Below are 23,424 nucleotides of genomic sequence, written 5' to 3' on the forward strand. Positions count from 1 at the left end.
CGACCGCAACTTCGATCGTGATGCTGGCGCGCCGCGCGCGATAACGGCGCAGGGCCGACCCTCATCCTTCCCTTAGCCAGACCAGCATCTCGCCGGGATCGCGGTTGTCCCAGGCGAAGTACGGGACCGCCTTGAGCTTCGTTTCGTCCATGGCAGGCGGCTCGGCGCGGTAGAGATCGCCGCCCCAGTTCTCCGTCTCGGCCCGGCTGCCGATAGCCGAAAGCGTGACGATGCCGCCGAGCAGGTTCGGCTCGGCATGCGCCTCGAGCCTGGCCTCGCGCGGCAGGGCGATGCGATGCAGCCCGCCGCCATTGTCGGTTTCCTCGACGCAGTAGATCAGCGGGCCGCGCGCCAGCGCCACGCGGCCGATGTCTTGCCGCACGTGTGGATTGGCAAAGAGGCGCGCCATCGACATTTCGAGGTCGAGCTCGACCCTGTCGCCCTGGCACCATTCGCCCCGGATCGCGGCGTAGCCGTCGCTCGTCGCCGTATCGAGATCGACCAACTTGCCATTCACCTGCAGCGCCGCCTTGCGGCACCAGGCGGGTATGCGCAGGTGAAGCGTGAACTCGACCGGCGTCTCCGCCTCGATCTCGATCGCGACCGCGCCGTCCCATGGATAGTTGCTGGTCTGGACGAGGCTGACGGGCCGGCCGGCGATCTCGAAGCGGGCGGTCGAGTCGCCGTAGAGATGCACGGCCAGCGCATCGTCGGCGAGGCCGTAGAAATAGGAGCCGATGGAGGCCACCATGCGGCCGATATTGGGCGGGCAGCACGGGCAGCGGTGCCACTTCCAGCGATGGTGGCCGCCCCGGCTCTCCAGCGGGTTCTCGTAGAAGAACAGCGAGCCGTCGAGCGACAGGCCCGAGATCGAGCCGTTGTAGAGCGCGCGCTCCATCATGTCGGCGTAGCTGGCGTTCGGCCCCATGCCGAGCATGCGGCTCGCCCAGAACACCAGGCCGACCGAGGCGCAGGTCTCGGCATAGGCGGTCTCGTTGGGCAGGTCGTAGTCGCTGGTGAAGCCTTCATTGTGCGCCGACGGCCCGAGGCCGCCGGTGACATAGAGGCTCTTGGTCGTCAAATCGTCCCACAGCCTGTCGAGTGCCGCGCGCAAGCTGTCGTCGCCATATTCGGTCGCAATGTCGGCCATACCGGAGAAGAGGTACATCGCCCTGACCGCGTGGCCGACGACCTTATCCTGCTCGCGCACCGGCTTGTGCGACTGATTGTATTCGTAGGTCTTGAAATGATAGGCCTTCGGGTCGGCGCCGCGGGCGCGCGCCTCCTCGTCGAAATAATGCGGCTGCTGGCCACGCTGGTCGATGAAATATTTGGCGAGCTCCATGTATTTCTTCTCGCCCGTCGCTCGCGCCAGCTTGACCAGCGCCAGCTCGATCTCCTCATGGCCGCAGTAGCCCTTCCTTTTGCCGGGTTCCGGGCCGAACATCGAGGCGATGTGGTCGGCATAGCGGCACATGATGTCGAGCAGCTTGCGCTTGCCCGTCGCCTGGTAGTAGGCGACGGCGCCCTCGATCAGGTGGCCGGCGCAATAGAGCTCGTGGCAATCGCGCAGGTTGGTCCAGCGCAGGCCGGGCTGGATGCGCTGGTACCAGCTCGATAGATAGCCGTCCGGCTGCTGCAGCTTGCCGTACATGTCGATGACGGCATCGATCTTCTTTTCCAATTCCGGATTGCGGCGACGGTAGAGCGAATAGGCCGCGGTCTCGATGGTCTTGCCCCAGTCGGAATCCCAGAACATCTGCGTCGTCACCGTCGATCCGGTGAACTCGGCGCCCTGGGCGCCCGCCTCATCCGGCGACGGCGAATGGAACGGAATGACGACGCCCGGCGACGGCCGGTCCGGATCGATCTGCTCCAGCATGCGCGCCTCGACGCAGCGGTCGTAGAGGATGCCGGCGGTCTTGCTAGCCACCGCATCGACCCGGTCGCCCCAGAAGCCGCGGACATCGACCTGCGGCACCGGCAGCGGCCGGAAGGCGAGCTTCGGCTTGGCAGTGTCGGTTGCGGCGGCGGGCTGCGATGCGGTCATAACGTCACTCCATTCGAATGCGGCAAATCATTTGACGGCCCCGGCCATCAGGCCGCGGATGTAGAAGCGCTGCAGCGCCAGGAACAGGATCAGGCAGGGCACCATCATCACCGTGACGCCCGCCTGCACCGCGCCCCAGTCGATGGCGCCGAAGCGGCCGGATTGCAGCGCGGTCATCATCACCGGCAGGGTGAACTTGGACTGGTCGGTCATCAGCACGAGCGCCGCCAGGAATTCGTTCCAGGCGCCGAGGAAGGCGAACAGCGCGATGGTGACGACGCCCGGCCAGACCAGCGGCAGCATCACCTTGACCAGCATGGTGACGTTGTTGGCGCCGTCCATGCGCGCGGCCTCCTCGATCTCGCGCGGCACGGCATCGAATGCGTTGCGCATCATGAAGATCGAGAACGGCAACTGCAGCGTGACGTAGACGCAGACGAGCCCCGTCAGCGTGTTGTGGAGGCCGAGCCTCGTCAGCACCAGGAAGATCGGCGTCAGGATCGACTGGAACGGGATCATGATCGTCGACAGGATGAGGACGAAGAAGAAATCCCGGAACGGGAAGCGGAAACGCGAGAAGCCGTAGCCGGCGAGCACGCTGACCAGCACCGAGAGCAACACCGTCATTGCCGAGACATAGATACTGTTCTGCGCCGAGGCCCAGAGCCCGTCGCCGAAGCTGTTCAGCGTCTGATAATTCTCGATCGAGAAGCCGGTGGTCGGCCAGGGCGGCAGCGGCGGCTGGCGCGCCTCCTGCGCCGGCTTGAAGGTCGACAGCACGGTCCAGACGATCGGCGCCAGGAACAGCACCGAGGCGATGATGCCGGTGGAATGCCTGGCGAGGTTGAAGGCCGCCTTGCGGTTCTGTGACATCACCTCGGCCATCAGTCGAGCCCCTCGGGCTTGCGCAGCAGCCAGAGCTGGATGAGGCTGAGCGCCACCAGGATGATCAAGAGCACCATCGAGAGCGCCGCGCCGTAGCCGAGCTTGAACGACACGAAGGACTGGTTGAAGATCCAGTACACGGCCGTCAGCGTCTGGTTGCGCGGGCCGCCGCGCAGGATGATGTAGAACTGGTCGAAGGCGAGGATCGAGCCCGCGACCGACAGGATCAGCGCCAGCGCCAACGTGCGGCGCATCAGCGGCAAGGTGATCGCCCTGAACCTCGCGAACGGCCCTGCCCCGTCGATGACGGCGGCCTCCTGCAGGTCCTGCGGGATCGACTGCAGCCCAGTCATCAGGATGATCATGGTGAAGCCGGCGACCTTCCAGACCACCATGGCGATGATCGACCAGAAGGCCGGCTGGAAGGTGGCGAGAAGATTGACCTTCTTCTCGGTCAGGCCGAGGTCGAAGGCGGCCGGGCTGAACAGGCCGGAATCGACATTCAAGAGCCATGACCAGAGCAGGCTCGCCGATGCGAATCCCACCACCGCCGGCATGAAGAAGGCGGTGCGGTAGAGATTGGTGAGCGGACGCGGCCGCTCGATGAAGATCGCCAGCGGAAAGGCGACGGCGAAGATCGCGATGGTGACGACCACCGTGTAGTAGAAGGTGAATTTGAGCGCGTTCCAGAAGCGGGTGTCGCGCAGGATCGCAAAATAGTTGTCGAGGCCGATGAAGGCATGCTCGCCCATTAGCGGCCAGTTGTGCAGCGACATCCACGCCGTCATGCCGAGCGGGATGACGAAGAAGACGGTGACGAGGGCCACCGCCGGCAGGACATAGAGCATGCCCATCCATTGCCGGCGGCTGACGCCGGCGCGCGTCCGGGCGAGAGCGGAGGTGGCGATGATGGCGGTCATGGTTTCGCTCCCCCTTCTCCCCTTGTGGGGTCCGAAGGACGGGGCGAGACCCGTGGCTCGCCCCCGGGCGGTGGATCGGCGCGCAGCGCCGAGACGGATGAGGGGTGTTCCAGCGGAGTGAGACGCTGGCTTTCCCTGGAGCACCCCTCATCCGTCGCCTTCGGCGACACCTTCTCCCACAAGGGGAGAAGGGGAGCGCGAACCTCGCGATGCTCCGAACCGGCAATGCAAGTGAGCTTTCTCAACGCAATAGTCCTGTCATTCAGCGCGGCGTCCCCCTCCCCCTTGAGGGGAGGGTCCGGCCGCAGGCCGGGGGTGGGGTCCTCCGTGAAGCGCGCCGACGGGGAGATAGCGTCGAGCACTTCGCGGGCGACCCCACCCGGACCTGCGGTCCGACCTCCCCTCGAGGGGGAGGTTAGGGCCGGCGCCTACTTCTGCGGCGCCTGGTCGATGATCGACTGCATGGTCTCTTGCGCGTTCGAAATTGCGCCGTCGACATCGTCGCCGAAGAACACCTCATTGACCATCTGCGTCCACGGCCCATTGGCGGAGTTGATCAGGTCGTTGAACACCACCGTATAGGGGGTCTTGCCCTTGGCCATCGCCTCGGCCGCCACCTGGTAGCGCGGATCGAGGTCCTTCAGCGCGTCCTTGGCGATGTCGCCGCGCACCGGCAGGCTGCCGTATTTGGCGAGGATGGTCTGGCCTTCCAGCGAATAGGCGAAGTCCAAAAACTCCTTCACCACGGCGATCTTCTTGGTGCCCTTGGTGACGACGAAATTGTCGCCGCCGGCAAAGGACGACCAGCCGCCATCCTTGCCCGGCAGGAAAGTGATGCCGTAGTCGACGTCGGGATATTGGGTGTTGAGCGCGCCGATGGCGAAGGCGCCGGACGGCGAAATGCCGATCTTGCCGCCGGCGAAGGCGGCGAAGAAATTGGCGCCGGTGTCGGTCTGCGCGCCTTCAGGCACCAGGCCCTTCTTCACCATCGAGCGGTAGAGGTCGATGGCGCCGCGCAGTTGCGGGCTGTCCAGCGTCGCCTTCGAGCCATCCTCGGAGAGGATGTCGCCGCCCGAGGCCCAGATCAGCGGTGTGAAGGTGAAGATGTTGCAGCCGCCGCAATTGCCGGAGAAATAGAAGCCCTTGATGTCGCCGCCGAGCGCGTTGACCTTCTCGGCGTCGGCCTCGATCTCGGCCCAGTTGGCCGGCCCCTTCTCGGGATCGAGCCCCGCCTGCTTGAACAGCTTCTTGTTCCAGATCAGCACCGATGAGTCGGCCGAGAACGGCAGGCCGTAGATGCGGCCCTTATAGGTGCCGGTCTTCACATGCGCCGGCGACAGGCTGGAAAAATAGGGCAAGGATTTCGCCCAGTCGGTGATGTCCTCGAGCTGGCCGGCGGCGGAGAAGGACGGCGTGTAGATCAGGTCGAGCGACAGCGCGTCGGGCGCGGTGCCGCCGGCGGCGGCGGCGCCATATTTCGGGATGATCTCGGCGTTCGGAATGATGTCGAGCTTGATCTGGTCCTTATGCGCCTTGTTGAAGGCGTCGACGATGCGCGGCATGAAGTTCGAGCCGTCGGCGCGCACCCAGATGTTGGCGGTCTCGGCGGACGCGGCCTGCAGGCCGCCGCCGATCACGGCCGCGGCAAGCGCGAACTTGGCGATCAAGGTCTTCACGATATTCCTCCTCATGGTTCTCCTCCCGGTTTGGCCGTTGCGCGACGGCCGTTTCGTTTCTGCCTCAGCCGCCCGGCGGACGGCCGCATGACTGACGCACCACCAGCCGGCACGGCAGTTTCCTGATGCCCGGCGCGGCCGGCTGGCCGCCCACGAGCGAAAGCAGGGCAAGCCCGGCCTCGCGGCCGAGCGTCGAAAGATTCATGTCGACCGAGGTGAGCGGCGGGCGCGTCGCCTCGGCCACGATCTCCCAATTGTCGAAGCCGATGACGCCGACATCGTCGGGCACGCTGATGCCGCGCTCGCGCAGCGCGTCGATGACGCCGCGGGCGATCTGGTCGTTGCCGCAGAAGACCGCGTCCGGCCAGCCTTCCCTGCCCGCCTTGCCGAACAGCTTTGCCACCGCCTCGTGGCCCCAGGCTTCCGACCAGGCGCCCAGCAGCGGCTCGGCGACCGGCAGGCCGTTCTCCTCGAGAACATCGCGGTAGGCTTGCGCGCGCGCGTGCACCACCGCGAAGCTCTCCGGGCCGCTGACATGGGCGATGCGGCGGCGCCCGAGCCGCAAAAAGTGCTCGACCGCCAGCCGCGCGCCGCCGGCATCGTCGGAGACAAGGCCTACCGCGCCGGGATCGGGCTGGGTGAAGGCATAGACGACGGGCACGCGCAGATTGGAGAGGTCGACCGGCAGGTGGCGGTCGATGCGTTTTCCCGTGGCGATGATGCCGTCGACGCGCTTGTCGAGCATGGCCTCGACATGCAACTGGCCGAGCCGCGTGTCGTCCTCGACATTGCACAGGAACACCGACACGCCATTGTCGACCAGCGCATCCGAAACGCCCGCCATCAGCGGCAGCGAGAAGCGGCCATAAGTATCGTTGGTGAGCAGGCCGACGGTAAAGCTCCGCTTACGAAGTAGGCTCTGCGCCAGGCTGTTCGGCCGGAAACCGAGCCGCCGCGCCGTCTCGCGAATGCGCTCGCGCGTCTCGGCGGTCATGCGCCCCTGCCCGTTCAGCGCCTTGGACGCCGTCGCCACGCTGACCCCGGCCGCGGCCGCCACCTCGCGCAGGGTGACCGGCGGCTTGGCGGAAACTGGCGCTGGCTCGGCGTCGGAAGACATGGTCGCGGCGAATTCCCTGAGTTGGGAAAAGGTTTTCTCTTGCCGCCTGCGCGAAGATGACGGGTGAGGTCAGCGGACGCGGAGCGATTTGGGAAAAGGTTTTCTCAAAGGCGAGATTAAGGGAAGGTGGAGGGGTTGGCAAGGGGGGTGGGATAACAGAAGCAGCTGTCCGCTCGCGCTAGCTAGTACAGGTCCGCGTCGTCCTCCCACCGAACCAACGCAAATTGCTGGCGGTGCAGGGAAGAATGACAGCGGACGTTGCATCTCAGGATCCGATGTCCTGAGTTGACCCAGGACAGACCGTTGGCGGTCGCTTGGTGCTCGACAGCTTCGCGCACCTCTGCGGACATTCTAAACAATGATGTTTGACTGGCTTAAGGTGGGTCGGCACCGCCAAGCGGCAAATCAGGCCGGGAGCCGCCACATTCGCACACGACCGGTGCCACGCAATTCCGTTTCCCCGAGCGGGTCGCAAGTAAAATCCGATCCGAGCAATTGGTGGGTTGCATCCGAAATACGGATTTCATCAGGCTCCGCGGCCTTTTGAATGCGCGCGGCGAGATTGACGGTGTCGCCCCACAGGTCATAGACAAACCGCCTTTTGCCTATGACGCCCGCCACGATCGGTCCGGAGTGAATTCCAATTCTGAGACTTAGCGGTTCGCCGGCGAAGCGCTCCCGCCTGGCCGCGTCCCGCAGCTCAAGCGCATAGTTCGCAAGGGCTTGCGCATGGTCGGATCGCGCGGTGGGCAGGCCGGCGACCGCCATGACACAATCGCCGATGGTCTTGATCTTTTCGCAGCCGTGTTGTTCCGAGAGCAGATCCGCCGCCTTGAAGAAGTAATTCAAGATAGCGAGCGTCGTCGTGGCTCCGACGCTCCGCGCTCTTTCCGTAAAACCGACGATGTCGGCAAAAAGCACGCTGACCTCTGCGTGGTTGTCTGCAATTTGCTCGTCCGCTTTCAGCCGCTCCGCGATCGATGCGGGAAGAATGTTGAGGAGCAGGGATTCGGCGCGCCGGTATTCGCGCGACAAACCCTCCTGGCTCTCCCTCAATGCCTCGTTCGTCGACTGCAGCTTCGCATTGAGTTGACGCTCTCTCTCCTGCAGGAGCGTCATTTCATATGCCTTCTGTTGAAGCCGCTGCTGGTTGTCGCGTTCGGGAGTAGCGTCGAGAAAGAGCAGCCACACCGTGCCGCCGTCGCCAAAGAGATGAAGGTCCGCGACACGCCCGCCGGGCAGTTCCACCATGGGCATTTGATATGGAAGCTCCGGGCAAGGAAGCAGCCCTTCCATGAATTCAAGCTGATCGGCAACGGGCTTGCCAATGCGAAGCGACGAGAGCCCGTAATGTTCGGTGCTGCCGCCCTTCGCGACTATGTATTGCCGGGCGTCAATTTTCAGATATGCGGCAGAGCGCTCATTATAGAAGAAATCGTATATCCAGCTTCTGACTTCTTTCGGCACTCTGGGCATGGTCTACTTGGCGATCATCGAAGCAAGCTGACGAAACGCATCATCAACATGTTCGCCCGAAAGCGCGCTTGTCAGATAGATTTGCCATCCACGTTGCTTCAGTTCGTCAATCTCACCATCCGATATTGCCCACCGATCGGCCAGATCGGATTTGTTGAACAGCAATACGAACGGCATGGCGCCGAATTCGGCCTCGGCCCGCTCGCGCAGCGTGAGCGCCACGGCAAGAGTAGCGGGCCGGGTTCCATCGACGACAAGCACGAGCCCGGTCGCACCTCGTACATAGCTGACGCGGAATGAACCGATATCGTCTTCGCCGGCCAAATCCCACAAAATCAGATCCACGGTTTTGTCCGGTAACGTGACGCTCTTCTTGTCGATTTTCACGCCAACCGTGGTCAGGTAGTTTTCCGAGAAGATGCTTTGGACAAACCTGCGTACCAGGCTCGTCTTTCCGACAGCAAACCCACCCAACATGCAGATCTTTTTTTGCAGCATCCTGGGCTCCGCACTACTCCAGGTTCACCGTAACCGAAACCCGGCGATTGGTGGAGTTCCCAGTTCGACTATTTTCATTTTCGGGCACCGCCGGCTCAAAGGTGCCGGCGCCCCGAACCAGCAGCAGTTCCGGAGCGACGCCGCGCTTGTTGAGAAGCGCGCGAACTGTCTCGGCGCGGGCGGCGCTGATCGACGCGTTGGCCGTCTCACGGCCCGTTGTGTCCGAATGGCCGGTCAACATGAACCGCGCTGTCACGCCTGCCTTGCGGGCATTTTCGGCGAATTCCTTCAACTGATCAGCCAATCTGTCGAGTATCGGCGTCTGCTCCGGTCCCGGGACAACTCTACCGGAAGAGAAGAAAATATCGGTCGTCTGGATGGCCTCTCTCAAATGATTAAGTTCTGCAAGGTTCAACTCGCGCAGTTGCGAGACATCCAGAACCACTCCGTCCGCCGAAAGTTGGTCGGCGGCGGCCTGCGCCCGGCTGATCCAGCCGGCAGGAGCCTCGCCCACGACAACGATGCGACCCTGGACGATCGAAAGCCGAACCGATTTCGGCGGGGACAGGGACGCCGTCAGCCGCTTCACCACGAACTTCGGATCAAGACTCTGATAGAATTGCCACTGTGAATGAACGCGGGCAGGATCAACCTCCGTTCCGGACAGCAGAGCTTGCGGGTCGGCGGCAAGAGGGTCTCTCAGACCGGAAATGTAGAAATGTCCGCCCCTCGCCGTTTGTTGAGCAACGATGATTCCCGGTTGGGCCTCAAGTCGCGACACATAATACTGCCAATGCTCCGCCGCGCGTGCATCGGGGCTCACATCACGAACCTTGGAGATGTCGAACTCCGGTCCGCCTACTGAAAGCTGTCGTGCCGCTGCGCGCGCCCGATCTATCCAGGTGTCGGGAGCCTCACCCTCGGCAACGATGCGGTCATTGACGATCGAAAGTCGCACTTTATCCGTCGGATACAGCGACGCCGTCAGCCGCTTCAACACGAACACCGGCTCAAGGCTCTGATAGAATTGCCAGCTTGCATGAACACGAGCGGGATCGACCTGCGTCCCCGACAGCAGCGACTGCGGGTCGACGGCAAGCGGGTCTCTCAGGCCGGTAATATAGAATTGGCCATCGCGCACATTCTGTTGGGCGACGATGATGCCGGGCTGCGTCTCCAGTCGCGACACATAGGCCTGCCAGCGCTCCTCGGGGCTCACATCACGGACCCCGGAGATGTCGAAGACCGGGCCGCCGGCTGAAAGCTGCTGGGCGGCGGCCCGCGCCCGGTTGATCCACGCAGTGGTGGCCTCACCCGCGGCAACGATGCGATCATTGACTACTGAAAGCCGCACAGAATCCGGCGGCGCCAGCGACGCAGTCAGCCGCTTCAGCACGAACTGCGGCTCAAGGCTCTGGTAGAATTGCCAGCTTGCATGAACACGCGCGGGATCGACCTGCGTTGCGGCCAACAGCGACTGCGGGTCGGCGGCAAGCGGGTCTCTCAGACCGGTGATATAGAATTGGCCGTCGCGCACATTCTGATCGGCGACGATGATGCCAGGCTGGGTCTCCAGTTGCGACACATAGGCCTGCCAGCGTTCCTCGGCGCTCACATCGCGGACCCCGGAGATGTCGAAGACCGGGCCGCCTGCCGAAAGCTGCTGGGCGGCGGCCCGCGCCCGGTTGATCCATGTGGTGGTCGCCTCACCCTCGGCGACGATGCGACCATTGACTACTGAAAGCCGCACCGAATCCGGCGGCGCCAGCGACGCCGTCAGCCGCTTCAGCACGAATTCCGGCTCGAGGCTCTGATAGAACTGCCAGTTTGAATGAACGCGGGCGGGATCGACCTCCGTTCCCGACAACAGCGACTGCGGGTCGGCGGCGAGCGGGTCTCTCAGGCCGGCAATGTAGAACTGGCCGCCGCGAATTTCTTGTTTGGAAACGACGATCCCCGGCTGCGTCGCCAGTCGCGACAGATACGTCTGCCAGCGCTGCCCGGCTTGCCAGGAAAGAAAGAACCAGGCGCCTGCCGCAGTCAGAATCAGCAGGGCTGCCATCACCACCAGCCACGGGAATCCCTCTTTTGAATCCGTATGCTGCAGCTCGACACAGGTCTGCAACTGGGTCTCTACGCCGGGTAACTGCGAGGTGTCCCCGTCGAAGCGCTCCAAAGCCTGCGAGGACTGATCATGGATGCGAAGCAATACGTCGCGGATTACGTCATGCAACTCCTCCGGCGGATTTCCCCTGATCACCGCAACCAGCGTCGCAAACGGTCCGACTTCCGACCAGAGGCGAAGCTCTCCGAACCGGATGGTGTCCAGGCCGCTGTTTTCTTTCTCGTTGAACGAGTCCTTCACAAAATCCTGGATTGCGCTGAGCATCGAGGAAATCAGTTGAGGGTCTTCGCTGGTCGCGTTTTCGGCCGTTACATGCGCGATCAAAAGCCCGGAGCTGCGGCTGATGAGAAAGACATGCTCCACGCGATAGACGAGAGAATGCTTGAGAACGACTTCGGAGAAGCTTGTTCCCGTTCTCCAGGCCTCAAATCTCCACTTGAGGCCATGCCAGGTAAATATATGCCTTAAAGATTCATTCAGCGACTGGAAGGTCTGGTCAATCTTTTCGCCAATCGACTTGCGAATGGCCGGCAGAAACACCGGATACAATATATCGGTCAGCGCGCTGGGGTTCTTCTGGATGGACCGTTGCGCAGCCCTCTCGACAGCTGGCGCAAGGGCCTCGCCGAGCTGCACAAGAGACGCCCCTGCGGCTGCGGTGGGGAGAACGCTCCCCACTGCAGCCGCAAGCTGCTCAGGTTCGTCGAGCAGGTGCGTAACGCGTGAAAGTTCCGAGATTTCGTGGCCGACGAGCAGTTGGCGAAGCCTTTCCAGCCGATGATCGGCGGCTGGGATTCCTTCGTAAAGCGCATGGTTGTCCGGATCGACGTTCCGGGCAATTTCCACCAACAGGCGAGCCAGAGCCTCGCGATCAATCCCGGTATCGTTCGAAGCTGGTCTTTGAGGAAGGCTGATTGGTTCGACGCTCGACGTCAACTTCCGATCAACTCACTTTCCAGCCACGCTCCGAATTGCCCTTGCTGCCGACGGGATCCTGATTGAGACATTTCGCGACCTCGACAAACAGGCCGGCCAAAAGATTCCGGTCGGTCTTGACGTTGCTGAGATCGGAAAAGATCTTCTCCATCAGCATTTGAGCGCTTTCATTCTTTTGCTTGATTTCCTCGCGCAGCAATTGGTCGCTTCTGTTCATGCGATCCGCTATTTCGCGCTCGAGCTCGCTCAATTGATCAGACAAAGCGCGCACCTGCTTTTCAAGCGCCTGATTTTGATCGCGAAGATTGCGGTCGATCTCCTTGTCGGCCTCGGCCCGCGCATCTTTTTCGTTCCGCAACTGCGTCGCCAGCGAGTCGACCTGCTTCTTGGCATTCGACTCGTAGGTCTCAAGATTGCGCTTGGCCTCGGATTCGACATCCTTGAACCGCTGCAGGAACCGTTCCTCAAGTTTGGAGAAGCGGCGATCATAGTCCTGCATCTGATTGCCGAACAGCAGATCGCGTATCTTGTCGACACCTGGAGCGTCACCGCCGGGCCCGCCGTCGCGCGCTTGGGGAGCCATAAAGTTCAGCCCGTTTCCCTCTGCATTACCTATCAGATTTGCTTCCGCTTTGCTTGCTGAAGAAGCGGCCGTCGAAGATTCCTTAGCCATCACTATGCCCCAATTGCCCAGTGTAAAACTTAGAAACGCGAAATTATGTCAGACAAATACCCGGCCCGCAAGCTGGAATCCTCTTGTCTTAAGCCGATTCAGGCGTCCCTTGTTCCTCTCTTGGACTAGCAACGAATGCACGAGTTCTGATTGGTGTCTCCCGCGCACCTTTTCGCGAAAGCGGGAATAACCGGATAGTCTAATTGACAATTTTGCGCAATATCCTATTGAATTGAGTAATACACGTTAATTATAGATAGTGCTCAAATTAGGTTGCTCAAAGTCTTTAGGCGCATCGCAATTCGATGATCTATCGGCGCACATGCCGTAGCACACCCGGTTGCGATCCCCCGTTGAGCCAATCTTTCCTCGCCCGATGCGCCGATTGGCTCGCGGAGCTGAAGGCCGCGCGTGAGGACGCCCCCCTGCCCGGCACTGCCTTGGCAGGCCTACACCTTCCTAAAGAACCCGGACAGAATGTTCGGGCCCGCTTCGCCGGGGCGCAGCCTGATGCCGTCCTCGAATGAGTTCAGCGTCACGCACTCGTAGCCGTTGTAGGCGAGCAGCGCCACCAGCGAGTCGGGGTCGAAGTGGTGCAGGTGCTCGTTGGGGAGGCGCATGCGCCAGGTGCGGAACCAGGCGTCGCCGTCGGCGCCGAGCTCACGCCAGCGGCAATAAGGGACGGCGACGGCCAGGTGCCGGGTCTTGAGGCGGCCGAGGAAAGTCAGATCCGGGATGTGCTCGAGCACGTCGAACATGGCGACGAGATCCCAAGAGCTAAGCAAGCGCCTCTTCCCAACTGACCATGCTAGCTCAGTTGCGTGTGGCGTTCCTCACATCGGAAGATCCGGGTTGTTCTCGGCAAAGTATTCATGATTGTCAGCGTTATATGTGGCTCTAGGTGGGTTTTCAGCCGCGAGTGTCTTGGCGTCATTTTGGCCATAGACATAATCCCTTGTCGCCGCGACGACGCCAAAGTGACTCACTTCGTGTATGATGGTTCCGGATCTCGAATCCGTTCCTTGCAGGGCGGCGTACCAGAACTTGCTACAGACAAAAATCTTGTAAGGCTGGTCCGGGTAGACATATGCATAGTCGATTGGTTCGCAATCGCTGCCGTGGCATCCAAATGATATCGCCTTGTTTCTGAGAGCATCCGAAATCTTCGAGAAATTTCCGGCGACCCTTGCGTACAGCCCCGCGGTATGCGCCCCGAACCAGGTCAGATATCTTTGGGAACTGGGTTGCTGGGCTGGAGGCGTGTTCTGCAAAACCTGCAGGGCAGCCGAGGCTATGTTGCTTGCTTCCGCCAGCGCAGCTCCAAGATCATCCTGTTGAGAACTGTCACACTGGTCGAATTCGGGCACCGACAGCGGTACCCGCTGTGGAGGAATCCGACCTGACAGAAGCCTGAACGTGGCAGCGTTGCTCACAACTGCCGCCCGTCTCAGGGCGCCTGGACGGCCGACCAGCAGATCCGCTCCCTCGGTATCATAGGTAACGGCATAGTTCCCTGCTTCATAGATAGCGTAGTACAATGACAGATCGACGGGCGCCGAAATCGATTGCCCGGGCTCGATATTGATGAAGTCAGCCTCAGTGGGCTCTCCTCGCTTTGCCAAACGGCCTATATACTGAATTGGCTGCGATCCCCTCGTCACTGAGAACAAGTCCGCGGAGACGCCGTTGATCGGCGTGGTCCAGCTGAGCACCCTGATCGAGCTGCGCGATCGGTTGGTGAGAGTAAAGTCAATAATAAGGGGGGTATCGTTTCCATAAGAAGGCAGGCGCGATTGCAGAACTATCTCAATTTCCAGATTCTGCTGCGCAAACGCCAGCGGGATAACGCTAAAAAAAAACGACAGTATAAGTGCCAATTTCCGAACAATACTTGGCATTTTACGCCCCCATATAACCACGATTAGACGGTGTTGCTGCGTCTACGCGAGTTTTTAGTTTGCCATAACATACCAGAATCGCCCGCGGCCACCTGGCAATTGGGTATGAATTGCTGCGGGCCGGGGGATTCAAACTTACCGCAAATTCAGAAATTCAGGAACACGAAATCATGTCCGTGGCCGCGAACGTCACTGATTTCGACTGACACCTTTTTCGGTGTGGTATAAGATAAACGGGTACTTTCCCATCAAGCTCCATAGAGGGGGCCATCATGAGCGAGCGTCGGAAAGGCATAATCACTAATTGTTTGAGAAATTTTGCCCTGGTTTTCGGGTTCTGTGTTGCTTTCAGCGGCACTGCTTCAGCTGATTCATGCGCAGATGCTACTTCCGGTTGGAATCTCGAGAATCCTCCGGCCGAAGATCGCCAGGCAATTCAAGATCTTTTGTCCCGCTATGCCTGGACGATCGACGAAAGAAATGCGGCCGCGTTCACTGCCCTCTTTGCGGAACCGAAATCGTCTTACTATCAGATTTGCAGTTCAGGCGACAGTATCCTCAAGTTGACACTCGACTTTGGCCCGGAGTCGCCAGACGATCTTCTTGAGCAGATGAAAATAATATTAAAGAAAATGAAAACCGATCAACTCCAGACCCGGCATCTGGTAACCAACACCTTGTTCGATGTGGTTGACGATAAGACAGTGAATACCAAATCGATAGTCCTGGTCACTCTGCAGGACTCCCACTCTCCGGCACCGGTTCTTGACTATTCGGCGGATGCCCGGGCCTCCTTTGTGAAGGGCAACGACGGCACGTGGCGATTTCAATCGCTCACAGTCTACGCCGACTATGTTGTTGGCTCTGTCGCAGCCAAGAAGCGATGACGCCTGAAGATCGGCTATGGTTTCACTGGCACGCTCCAGTGGGCTGAAATGCGTGTCGTTGCGCTGATCGCCGCTGTCCTCGGCATTGCGTTTCTCCTGTTGTCCGGGGCGATCGGGCTTCGACATTTAGCTTTTGTATCGACGCCGCAAGCCGGTGAGAGGCAAGGCTCCGATTTCGCTTTCGCTCAGGCTGAATCTGATCGGAGGTCGTTCGCCGACGCCGTTACGCGATGGAACCCCGACATCTTCTGGGCGCCGGCCTCGAAGAGCACCGACGTCATAACCAGGTCCGGCGATGAAGCGCGGGCGGTGTTCGGTCCTATTCCCGACGGCGATTGCGACAGCCCGCAAATGAAGGTCATTCCGGTTGAAGTCGACGGCAATGTCGTCGACCTCAAGCCCAATCCGATAAAACCGGGCTCTCCGCTGGAGTTCGAGCACAGGAACGAGAACGGCGAGGTGGTGAAATGGACGGCGACATTGCCAAAGTGCGACAAGCCTTCGCTGACCGGCAGCACGACCTACTGTGGGCTGAACTCACGTGTCGTAAGGGTCGTGCGCGGCAACGTTGAATGGCTGTTCCTCTGCAGAAAATCCAATATCAGTCAGGAGGTCAGCACCGATCCCTTCTGGACGCGATCGGACCCGAGGTTTTCCGTCTTCGGCACCATCGGGTTCAACCGGAAATCCGGAGAAATTGTCTTCTTCGACGGCCGCAAGGACTGGAGCGAGTTCGATTGGTCAAAGCCCTTCGTTCCGCCGGGCGGGCGCAACTATTCCGATGAAGTCGGAAGGGCTGCGGCGCAGAAAATCTACGATCCCACGTTCCAGATCTCGTGCCATGCATGCCATGACAACAAAAGCCCCTATGTGATCGATCCGCACATTGAACAGAGCAGGGTCGGTTTCCGTTCAGCCGGCGATTCCAGATCGACCGCCTTCAGCCTGGGAGATTTTCTACCGCATCGGCCGCGGCTGCCGGGCGCGCCGTTCCGCGTGGTCGGCTCCGGCTACACCGGCACCTACCGCAATGAACTCAGCCAGGCCAGAACGGTCGAAGATCCGACGGGCAACTGCACAAGCTGCCATACGCTTACCACACAAGTCACGGGCCGCCGTTTTGCCGCGGACGCAGCGGGGCATGAGCCGACGGTCACGTTGCCAACCTGGGTTCAATTGCTCGAGTTGCACGAGGAACAGACGGTCTATGGCGAGATAGCCGCACACCGGACGGACTGGGCGGCCGGCAGCGGCGGCATCCATCCCTGGATGTTGCCGGGTTCCGGCAATGACCTGTCCTCCAGCGCACCGCGACTGAGCTCAGAGGATTGGCGGAAGCTGAGCGACTGTCTATGGGGAGCCGGTGGCTCCGAGTGCGGCTACCGCCCGCTCTACACTGGCTGCCCGGCGCCAGAGGCGGAGGATGAAGGCTCTTCGCTCGCCGATGCCAAGATCCAGGTTTTGCCTCCACCGCCCGGAGAGGCGGTTAGAAATCGTGTCCTTCGCGTAAGCTGGACCTTTCGCAACGGCTACGGGGGTGTCCCAGAGCGCGACGATGTCAGGATCAATGTGGCAGTCAGCGCGGGCGCGATTCCGGCAAACGGGGATCCGCCGCAAAACGGTGAATATCCGAGCATCGAGGAGGCAAAGGGCACCAGCATCGAGGCCATCTCCGGTCCAGTCGGCTCAGCCGGCTCCAGCTTGCTGATCGAGAACGTTTCGTTTGCCGGTCACACGAAATGGAGCGATCCGACGCCGTCGATCTCGCCGCGCACCTTCCAGATCGACCTGCCTGGCGAATGCAACCGACGCACCTTGATCCGCCTGGTGCCCAAACGGTTCTGCTTCGACCAGAGCCAGGCGGCATTCAGCGAGGCAGACCATTTGATCTACGCCGATGTTCAGTGCGGCGAGCTTCGATGATCCACCTTGACGCGATCGAAAGCGGCTGGTGAGCGCCGGGATTTGCGATAACATGACCGGGCGCTACATGGTCGCCGCACCAAGGAGGGTCCCGGAGCTTGACCACGCCGGTTCCATTGGCTAGCCCGATTTTGCCCAGCAGTCCGGCGAAGTCTGTTGCGGAGCGGCGTTATCTCACCATCCTGTTCTGCGACATGGTGGGGTCGACCGAATATGCCGACCGCCTGGATCCCGAGGATTTCCAACGCCTGATCGAGAGCTTTCTGCAGACCTGCAGCAGCGTCGTTCGGCGCCACAAGGGCGTGACCGCCAGCTACATCGGCGACGCCATCCAGGTCTATTTCGGCTATCCAATAGCCGGCGAGGACGACAGCGAGTTCGCGGTGCTGGCGGCACTCGAGATCATCGATGCGGTGGCCACCATCTCGGCAAAACAGGGATATCCGCTGCAAGTGAGGTTGGGTATCGCGAGCGGCCAGGTCGTGGTGGGGGAGTTCGTCGGTGCGCCGAGCGGAGTGTCCACCGTCGCCTTCGGCCACGTCGCGCATCTGGCGGCGCGGCTGCAGGTACTGGCCAAGCCGAATACGATCCTTGTCGACGCGGCGACCTTCGAGGCCGCGAGCGGCGCGATTGATTTCACCACGTTCGGCAAACATGAGCTGAAGGGATTCGCCGAGCCAGTCCAGGTCTGGCAGGTGCAACGGCAGCGCATGGTCCCGACCCGCTTTGCAAAGCGCGCGCATATGACCAAGCTGTGCGGCCGCAACGCCGAATTGCGACTGCTGATGGAGCGCTGGGAGACCGTCGCGCGCGACAGGCGCGGCAATGCGGTATGGGTTTCGGGAGAGTCGGGGATCGGCAAATCCCGGTTGCTCAACGAAGTCCAGCAGCGCCTGCGCAGCTTTCCGCAACTGACCATGCAATGTTCTCCGACCTTTGAGAACAGCACCCTTTATCCATTCCTCGCAGAGTTGCAGAGGATCGCAACGATCGAGGACGCTGACTCGACGGAAGAAAAGCTGCGAAAGCTCAGCAACGCATTGTCGATCGGTTCGGTGTACAGCGACGTCGCGCTGGCGATCTTCTCGAGCCTGCTCGGCATACCTGCGACCAGGCCGGACAGGCTCGAGGGGATAAGCGCCGAACGACAGCGAAACATCGCCGAGCAAGCGCTCATGGATCTGGTCAGTTATCTGGCGCGTACCACCCCGATCCTGATCCTGTTCGAAGATGAGCAATGGGCCGACGCGACCTCGCGCGAGCTTCTCGACAAAATCGTCGCCAGCCTGGCTTCGACGCCTGCGCTGTTGCTCGTATCGAGCAGGAACAACGCAACCGTTCCATGGTTCGACAGGCCGGATGTGCATCACATCAGGCTTGAAGCGCTCGGCCGCGAGGATGCCGAGGCGATTGTCCATGACATCAGTCCGAATGCGCTCGCTGCCGATGTTTCAGTGGTGCTCGATCGCAGTGAAGGCGTCCCGCTCTACATCGAGGAGCTTGCTCGGAGCGTGGTCGAAACCGGGTTGCGGCTGGACGCGCCTCAGCCGAAGCGTTCGTCACTTGCGAACAACATTCCAAACTCCCTGCAGTTCTCGCTGCTTGCCCGCCTCGACAGGCTGGGGCCCGCCAAGGAAGTTGCGCAGATCGCGGCGGCGATCGGCCGCAAATTCGATTTCGACGTCCTGCACGAGATTTGCGATTGGCCCGAAGCGGAGTTGCGCGCCGCAGTTGGCGACCTGACGCGCACGGGGCTGATCGTAGCCGAGCGAGGGACGGCCGGCGCGGGCTTTTCGTTCACCCACGTGCTCCTGCAGCAGGCCGCCAGAGGCACGATGCTGCACGAACGCGCGCAGCAGGTTCACCAATCGATTGCCGAATGTCTCGAACTGCGCGACCACAACGCAGCCTATCCCGAAGTGCTCGCCGAACATTTCGCCGACGCAGGTCTGTTCGATCGCGCCGCCGACTACTGGCTGCTGGCAGGGGTGAAGGCGGCTAAGACCTGGGCAAAAGCCGACGCAGTGCGTATTTTCAGGAAGGGCCTTGAAGCCGCAAAGCTCCTTCCTGAATCCGACGATCGCAGCCGCAGGCTGCTTCGCTTCGAACTGGAGTTGGGCGACGTGCTCTATGCCGCGCAAGGCTACGTGACGGGCGAAGGCAGCGCCGCATATCAGCGGGCCATAGCACTGAGCGGGAAGCTCGGCGAACCGGAATCGACGATCAGGGCGCTCGACGGGCTTTTCGGAACCCATTTCAATTCAGGCCAGTTTGGCAAGGCCCTTGCGGCCAGCGATGAGTTAATTCGGGTCGGCGAGCAGGGCGATTACCTGAACGCGCTCGTCATAGGTTTGCAGTTCAAGGGGATGACTCTGTTCTGTCAGGGCGAGTTGGTGGCGGCCCGGCAATATCTCGAGCACGCTCTCAGCTACAAGGGCAGTGCAGACAAGGTCGGCAGCGACTTTCCGAGCATGGCCATGATCTATCTTTCGTGGACCTTGCATATTCTGGGATATCGCCATCAAGCGCTGAAACTCTACCGCGAGGCGGAGGCGACCGTTCGGCAGCAGTCGGCATATCGCCTGGCCGCCTGCCTGGGAAACGGATGCGTGTTGTTCGCCTTCCGCGAAGAGAGCAGTTTGATCGCTCGACTGGCGGATGAACTCCTGCCGCTGGCGCAGGAAAACGGCTTCAATCTCTGGGAAAGGGTGGCGCGCTTTTTTGGCGGCCTGGCTGCATCTGACCTCGATGACAGTCCGGGGGGAAGCCACATGATGGCATTGACCGAAAGTGATCTTGAAGATCAGGAGGTCGACAAGTCGTGTTATTTAGGTTTACTGGCCAAGGCTTTCATGAACTCTGGGCAATTCGATATAGCGGCGGAGACCGTTGAGAAAGGTCTGCGCGAGGCCGGAAAGATCGGCGAGCATTACTTTACAGCTGCCCTGCTTCGCATTCGCGGTGAGATCGAACTTGCAAATGGAGCAGGAGACAGAGCGGCGGAGGCTTCCTTCCGCGAGGCGATTGCCTTTGCGCGGCGGCAGAGCGCCAGGAGCTGGGAGTTGCAGGCAACCAACAGTCTGGCGAAGCTATTGCGGTCACAGGGTAGGTTCGAAGAGGCTCGTGCTGAATTACGGGAAGTCAACGATTGGTTCATCGCGGCAGACGTGGCGTAGTCCCCGCATGAGCCCCCTCGCCGGCTATACCTTGGCGGGCGCCGATGGAAACGCCTACCGCTTCCTGAAAAACCCGGACAGAATGTTCGGGCCCGCTTCGCCGGGCCGCAGCCTGATGCCGTCCTCGAATGAGTTCAGCGTCACGCACTCGTAGCCGTTGTGCGCAAGCAGCGCCACCAGCGAGTCGCGGTCGAAGTGGTGCAGGTGCTCGTTGGGGAGGCGCATGCGCCAGGTGCGGAACCAGGCGTCGCCGGCGGCGCCGAGCTCGCGCCAGCGGCAGTAAGGGACGGCGACGGCTAGGTGCCAGGTCTTGAGGCGGCTTAGGAACCCCAGATCCGGGATGTGTTCGAGCACGTCGAACATGGCGACGAGATCCCACGCGCCGGCGAGCGCCTCATCCCAACCGACAAAGCGGACACCCGTGGGCAGCGGAAACTCGGCGATATCGCAGCCGGCGCAGTCGGCGACCCCGGTAATCTTGGCGGCTTCGACGAAGGTGCCGGTGCCGTATCCAATCTCCAGCACCGAGCGAGGGATCTCGCCGGTTACCCCCAGAACCCAGCCAAGCCGCTGATAACCGAGCTTGATGGTCCGGTCGCTCAGGTCCTCGTAATAGGAGATGTATTGTTTGTCGTACTTGATCGGTGTGAAGTCGATCTGGTGGATCACGCCAAAGCGGTCCACCTCGTAGTTGTCCAACATTGCCCAGCTGCCCTCCGGAGTCCGGATTCTTACACGGCGGAGCTAAACGCAGCGTAACTTGCGGGAGCGGTCCGCCAAACCCTGGCATGCGGCAAGATTCCAGGCACGGGGAAAGCGCTGCAGCTTGGTCTTCTCGAGCCAAGGGAGCGTACGCGCGAGCCGCCAGTCCATGCGGCTGGCCCAGCTACAACCGAGCGGCAAGTCCAGGCGCCGCGGCTATCCACAACCGGACCGACCATTTCTGGGTGCATCGCCGGTTTCCGCCTTTCGTTACGGCAGATTGCCTACCCATGTGGCATTTCTGCCACCACTGATTGAGACAACCCCTGCTAGAAACGCGGCGGGTTCTTAAATGGGGTTTGGGGCTATGCTTACGCGCTTTTCAGCGAAATCTATTCTTTTGTCTGCCGTTTCGGTTCTCGCCTTGACGTCCGCCGCGCATGCCGCCGACGTTGTGCAGGAGCAGGCGGCGCCGGGCTTCAACTGGAGCGGTCTCTATGTCGGCTTCGGCGTCGGCGCCGGCGCCAATGTACATGAGATCAGCGGCGATATCCTTCCGGGCGCCTCGCTCAACGGCATCGGCGGCGAAGGCATCTATGGCGAAGCCACCGTCGGTTACGACTATATGGTCTCGCAGCGCTTCCTGCTGGGCGCCCTGCTCGACGCTCACGTCGGCACCATCAAGACTTCGCTCGACGCGTTCGGCCTCGATGCCGACGTCAAGGAGACCTACGGCTTCGACGTCGGCGTGCGCGCCGGCTATCTCTTGACGCCGAACACGCTGGCTTACGTGCTGGGCGGCTACGCCTGGCAGAAGTACAAGCTCGACACCAATGCCGGCTTCGGCATGGACTGGGATCAGGGCGGCTATTTCCTCGGAATTGGCGCCGAAGCCGCCATCAACGCCAACTGGACGCTCAAGGGCGAATATCGCTACACGCGCTTCAGCACCACGGACGACCTGCTTTCGCAGTTCGGCGCGCCGGACGGCACGCTCAACCTCGACACCTCTCGCCATACCTTCCAGGTGGCCGCCAGCTATCGCTTCAACGCCGCCAATGGCGGGGCTGCCGGCTTCGAGACGCCGAGCTACAACTGGACCGGCTTCTATGTCGGCGGCGGGCTCGGCGCCGGCGCGTCCGTGCACCAGATCGATGTTCCGCCGGCCGGCGTGGAGTTCAACGGGCTCGGCGGCGAAGGCGTGTTCGGCGAAGCGAGCCTCGGCTACGACCAGGATTTCGGCAGCTGGGTTGCGGGCGTCATGGTCGATGCGCGCTATTCCGGCATGACCTCGGAGCTCGATCTCGGCGGCGGCCAGATCAATCTTGACACCGACTATGGCTTCGACGTGCTCGGCCGCGTCGGCATGAAGGTCAACGAAGCGACGCTGGCCTATGCGCTGGCCGGCTATAGCTGGCAGCATTTCGATCTCAACGCATCCGACCCGATCGGCGACATCATCGACTGGGGCTCGAACGGCTTCTGCGTCGGCGGCGGCCTGGAAACGGCCATGTCGGACAAGATGACGGTCGGCATCGAATACCGCTATTCGCAGTTCGAGAAGCACGACTTCTCGGCGGATCTGGGCGCGCCGGACGGCAGCATCACCTCGACGCCGTCCTTCCACACCGTGCGGATCGACGCCAAGTACAAGTTCAACTAAGCAAGGGCCCTCCAGCCAAAGCAAGAAGCCCGCCCTCACCGGCGGGCTTTTTTTGTTGTCGGGAAAGCATCATCTCGTGCGTCCTCTGAAGGCACCCCCGCGGCTGCCCGAAAGAAGGAGACCATCATGCGGAAGCTCATCATCACGGAGTTCATCAGCGTCGACGGCATTGCAGAGGTCGAGAAGTTGCCGGGCGTGACCTGGAACGATGAGATGAACGCGTTCAAGGAGGACGAGCTCGCCGACAGCGGCGCCATGCTTCTCGGCCGCACGACCTACGAGATCTTTGCCGGCTCATGGCCCTCCGAAACCGGGGATTTCGCCGACCGCTTCAACGCGCTGCCTAAATATGTCGCCTCGACCAGCCTGAAGGCGCTCGACTGGCAGCCGGCGGAGCTGGTCGCCGGGCCCCTGCCCGAGTCGGTCGCAAAGCTGAAGCAAGGCAGCGGCGGAAACATCTATGTGCACGGCAGCTTGAGCATTGCCCGGCAGTTGCTCAGCCACGGCCTCATCGACCGCCTGAGGCTGCTGGTCTATCCGAGTGCCGTCGGCCAGGGCAAGCCGCTGTTTCCAACCGAGGAGCCGATTGCGCTGGAGCTGATCTCGGCCGTGCCATTCAGCAATGGCGTGGTGGCGCTGGAGTACACGCCGGGAAAAGCGAAACAATAGCCTACTGCCGCAGCGGTTTCATCAGACAGGGCATCACCGAGCGATCCTCGGTCTTGAGGTCTGATCGCGGGCGACAGGTTGATTGCCCGCGCGGCCCGAGCGATCGGGGGCGAGATGCCCCCGATCACTGTTTGGACGAGATTTGCGCAC

At 61.4% G+C, this 23,424-nt stretch carries 17 protein-coding genes; 5 read left to right on the forward strand and 12 right to left on the reverse strand.

What is annotated here, in order from left to right; all coding sequences use genetic code 11:
• Positions 1–61 precede the first annotated feature (61 nt).
• The 11 genes from EJ070_RS28780 to EJ070_RS28835 all read right to left on the reverse strand — a co-directional run bounded on the left by EJ070_RS28780 (position 62) and on the right by EJ070_RS28835 (position 14,254).
• On the reverse strand, positions 62–2,050 hold the full coding sequence (locus EJ070_RS28780) for a glycoside hydrolase family 127 protein (protein ID WP_126094388.1): 1,989 nt from the start codon (positions 2,048–2,050) through the stop codon (positions 62–64).
• Between the two features lie 27 nt (positions 2,051–2,077).
• Positions 2,078–2,935 carry a carbohydrate ABC transporter permease gene (locus EJ070_RS28785; protein WP_126094389.1) on the reverse strand — a complete coding sequence of 286 codons (858 nt, stop codon included), beginning with the start codon at positions 2,933–2,935 and terminating at the stop codon, positions 2,078–2,080.
• Positions 2,935–3,855: a sugar ABC transporter permease gene (locus EJ070_RS28790; RefSeq protein ID WP_126094390.1), complete on the reverse strand. Its 921-nt coding sequence runs from the start codon at positions 3,853–3,855 to the stop codon at positions 2,935–2,937. Before EJ070_RS28790 ends, EJ070_RS28785 begins: the two co-directional genes overlap by 1 nt.
• 428 nt (positions 3,856–4,283) lie before the next feature.
• Complete coding sequence (locus tag EJ070_RS28795; RefSeq protein WP_126094391.1) at positions 4,284–5,531, reverse strand: sugar ABC transporter substrate-binding protein; 1,248 nt, start codon at positions 5,529–5,531, stop codon at positions 4,284–4,286.
• 64 nt (positions 5,532–5,595) lie between these two features.
• Positions 5,596–6,648 carry a LacI family DNA-binding transcriptional regulator gene (locus EJ070_RS28800; RefSeq protein ID WP_126094392.1) on the reverse strand — a complete coding sequence of 351 codons (1,053 nt, stop codon included), beginning with the start codon at positions 6,646–6,648 and terminating at the stop codon, positions 5,596–5,598.
• Positions 6,649–7,053: 405 nt separating this feature from the next.
• The gene (locus EJ070_RS28805) at positions 7,054–8,124 is read right to left on the reverse strand and encodes an adenylate/guanylate cyclase domain-containing protein (RefSeq protein WP_126094393.1); all 1,071 of its coding nucleotides are present in this window, start codon (positions 8,122–8,124) and stop codon (positions 7,054–7,056) included.
• 3 nt (positions 8,125–8,127) lie between these two features.
• Positions 8,128–8,622 (reverse strand): Rab family GTPase, encoded by a 495-nt coding sequence (locus tag EJ070_RS28810; RefSeq protein ID WP_126094394.1) that lies wholly within the window; start codon positions 8,620–8,622, stop codon positions 8,128–8,130.
• A 13-nt stretch (positions 8,623–8,635) separates the two neighbouring features.
• A complete protein-coding gene (locus EJ070_RS28815; protein WP_126094395.1) occupies positions 8,636–11,683 on the reverse strand; it encodes an OmpA family protein in 3,048 nt (1,015 codons plus the stop codon).
• 7 nt (positions 11,684–11,690) lie between these two features.
• On the reverse strand, positions 11,691–12,356 hold the full coding sequence (locus EJ070_RS28820; protein WP_126094396.1) for a hypothetical protein: 666 nt from the start codon (positions 12,354–12,356) through the stop codon (positions 11,691–11,693).
• Between the two features lie 449 nt (positions 12,357–12,805).
• Complete coding sequence (locus EJ070_RS28830; RefSeq protein ID WP_245464700.1) at positions 12,806–13,114, reverse strand: class I SAM-dependent methyltransferase; 309 nt, start codon at positions 13,112–13,114, stop codon at positions 12,806–12,808.
• A 75-nt stretch (positions 13,115–13,189) separates the two neighbouring features.
• Positions 13,190–14,254 carry a M35 family metallo-endopeptidase gene (locus EJ070_RS28835; RefSeq protein ID WP_126094397.1) on the reverse strand — a complete coding sequence of 355 codons (1,065 nt, stop codon included), beginning with the start codon at positions 14,252–14,254 and terminating at the stop codon, positions 13,190–13,192.
• Positions 14,255–14,526: 272 nt separating this feature from the next.
• On the opposite strand from EJ070_RS28835, the gene EJ070_RS28840 reads away from it, so the two are divergent.
• The 3 genes from EJ070_RS28840 to EJ070_RS28850 all read left to right on the forward strand — a co-directional run bounded on the left by EJ070_RS28840 (position 14,527) and on the right by EJ070_RS28850 (position 20,240).
• The gene (locus EJ070_RS28840) at positions 14,527–15,141 is read left to right on the forward strand and encodes a nuclear transport factor 2 family protein (RefSeq protein WP_126094398.1); all 615 of its coding nucleotides are present in this window, start codon (positions 14,527–14,529) and stop codon (positions 15,139–15,141) included.
• A 48-nt stretch (positions 15,142–15,189) separates the two neighbouring features.
• Positions 15,190–17,064, forward strand: coding sequence for a hypothetical protein (locus tag EJ070_RS28845; protein WP_126094399.1), 1,875 nt, complete (start codon positions 15,190–15,192; stop codon positions 17,062–17,064).
• Positions 17,065–17,162: 98 nt separating this feature from the next.
• Entirely contained in the window at positions 17,163–20,240 is a 3,078-nt protein-coding gene (locus tag EJ070_RS28850; RefSeq protein WP_126094400.1) for an adenylate/guanylate cyclase domain-containing protein, read from the forward strand.
• A 54-nt stretch (positions 20,241–20,294) separates the two neighbouring features.
• Here EJ070_RS28850 and EJ070_RS28855 read toward each other — a convergent pair whose 3' ends face one another.
• On the reverse strand, positions 20,295–20,942 hold the full coding sequence (locus EJ070_RS28855; protein WP_126094401.1) for a class I SAM-dependent methyltransferase: 648 nt from the start codon (positions 20,940–20,942) through the stop codon (positions 20,295–20,297).
• Positions 20,943–21,309: 367 nt separating this feature from the next.
• On the opposite strand from EJ070_RS28855, the gene EJ070_RS28860 reads away from it, so the two are divergent.
• The gene (locus tag EJ070_RS28860) at positions 21,310–22,605 is read left to right on the forward strand and encodes an outer membrane beta-barrel protein (RefSeq protein WP_126094402.1); all 1,296 of its coding nucleotides are present in this window, start codon (positions 21,310–21,312) and stop codon (positions 22,603–22,605) included.
• Between the two features lie 126 nt (positions 22,606–22,731).
• Entirely contained in the window at positions 22,732–23,274 is a 543-nt protein-coding gene (locus EJ070_RS28865; RefSeq protein ID WP_126094403.1) for a dihydrofolate reductase family protein, read from the forward strand.
• Positions 23,275–23,424: the final 150 nt, after the last annotated feature.

Source organism: Mesorhizobium sp. M1E.F.Ca.ET.045.02.1.1 (genome assembly GCF_003952485.1).
Lineage (GTDB): Bacteria > Pseudomonadota > Alphaproteobacteria > Rhizobiales > Rhizobiaceae > Mesorhizobium.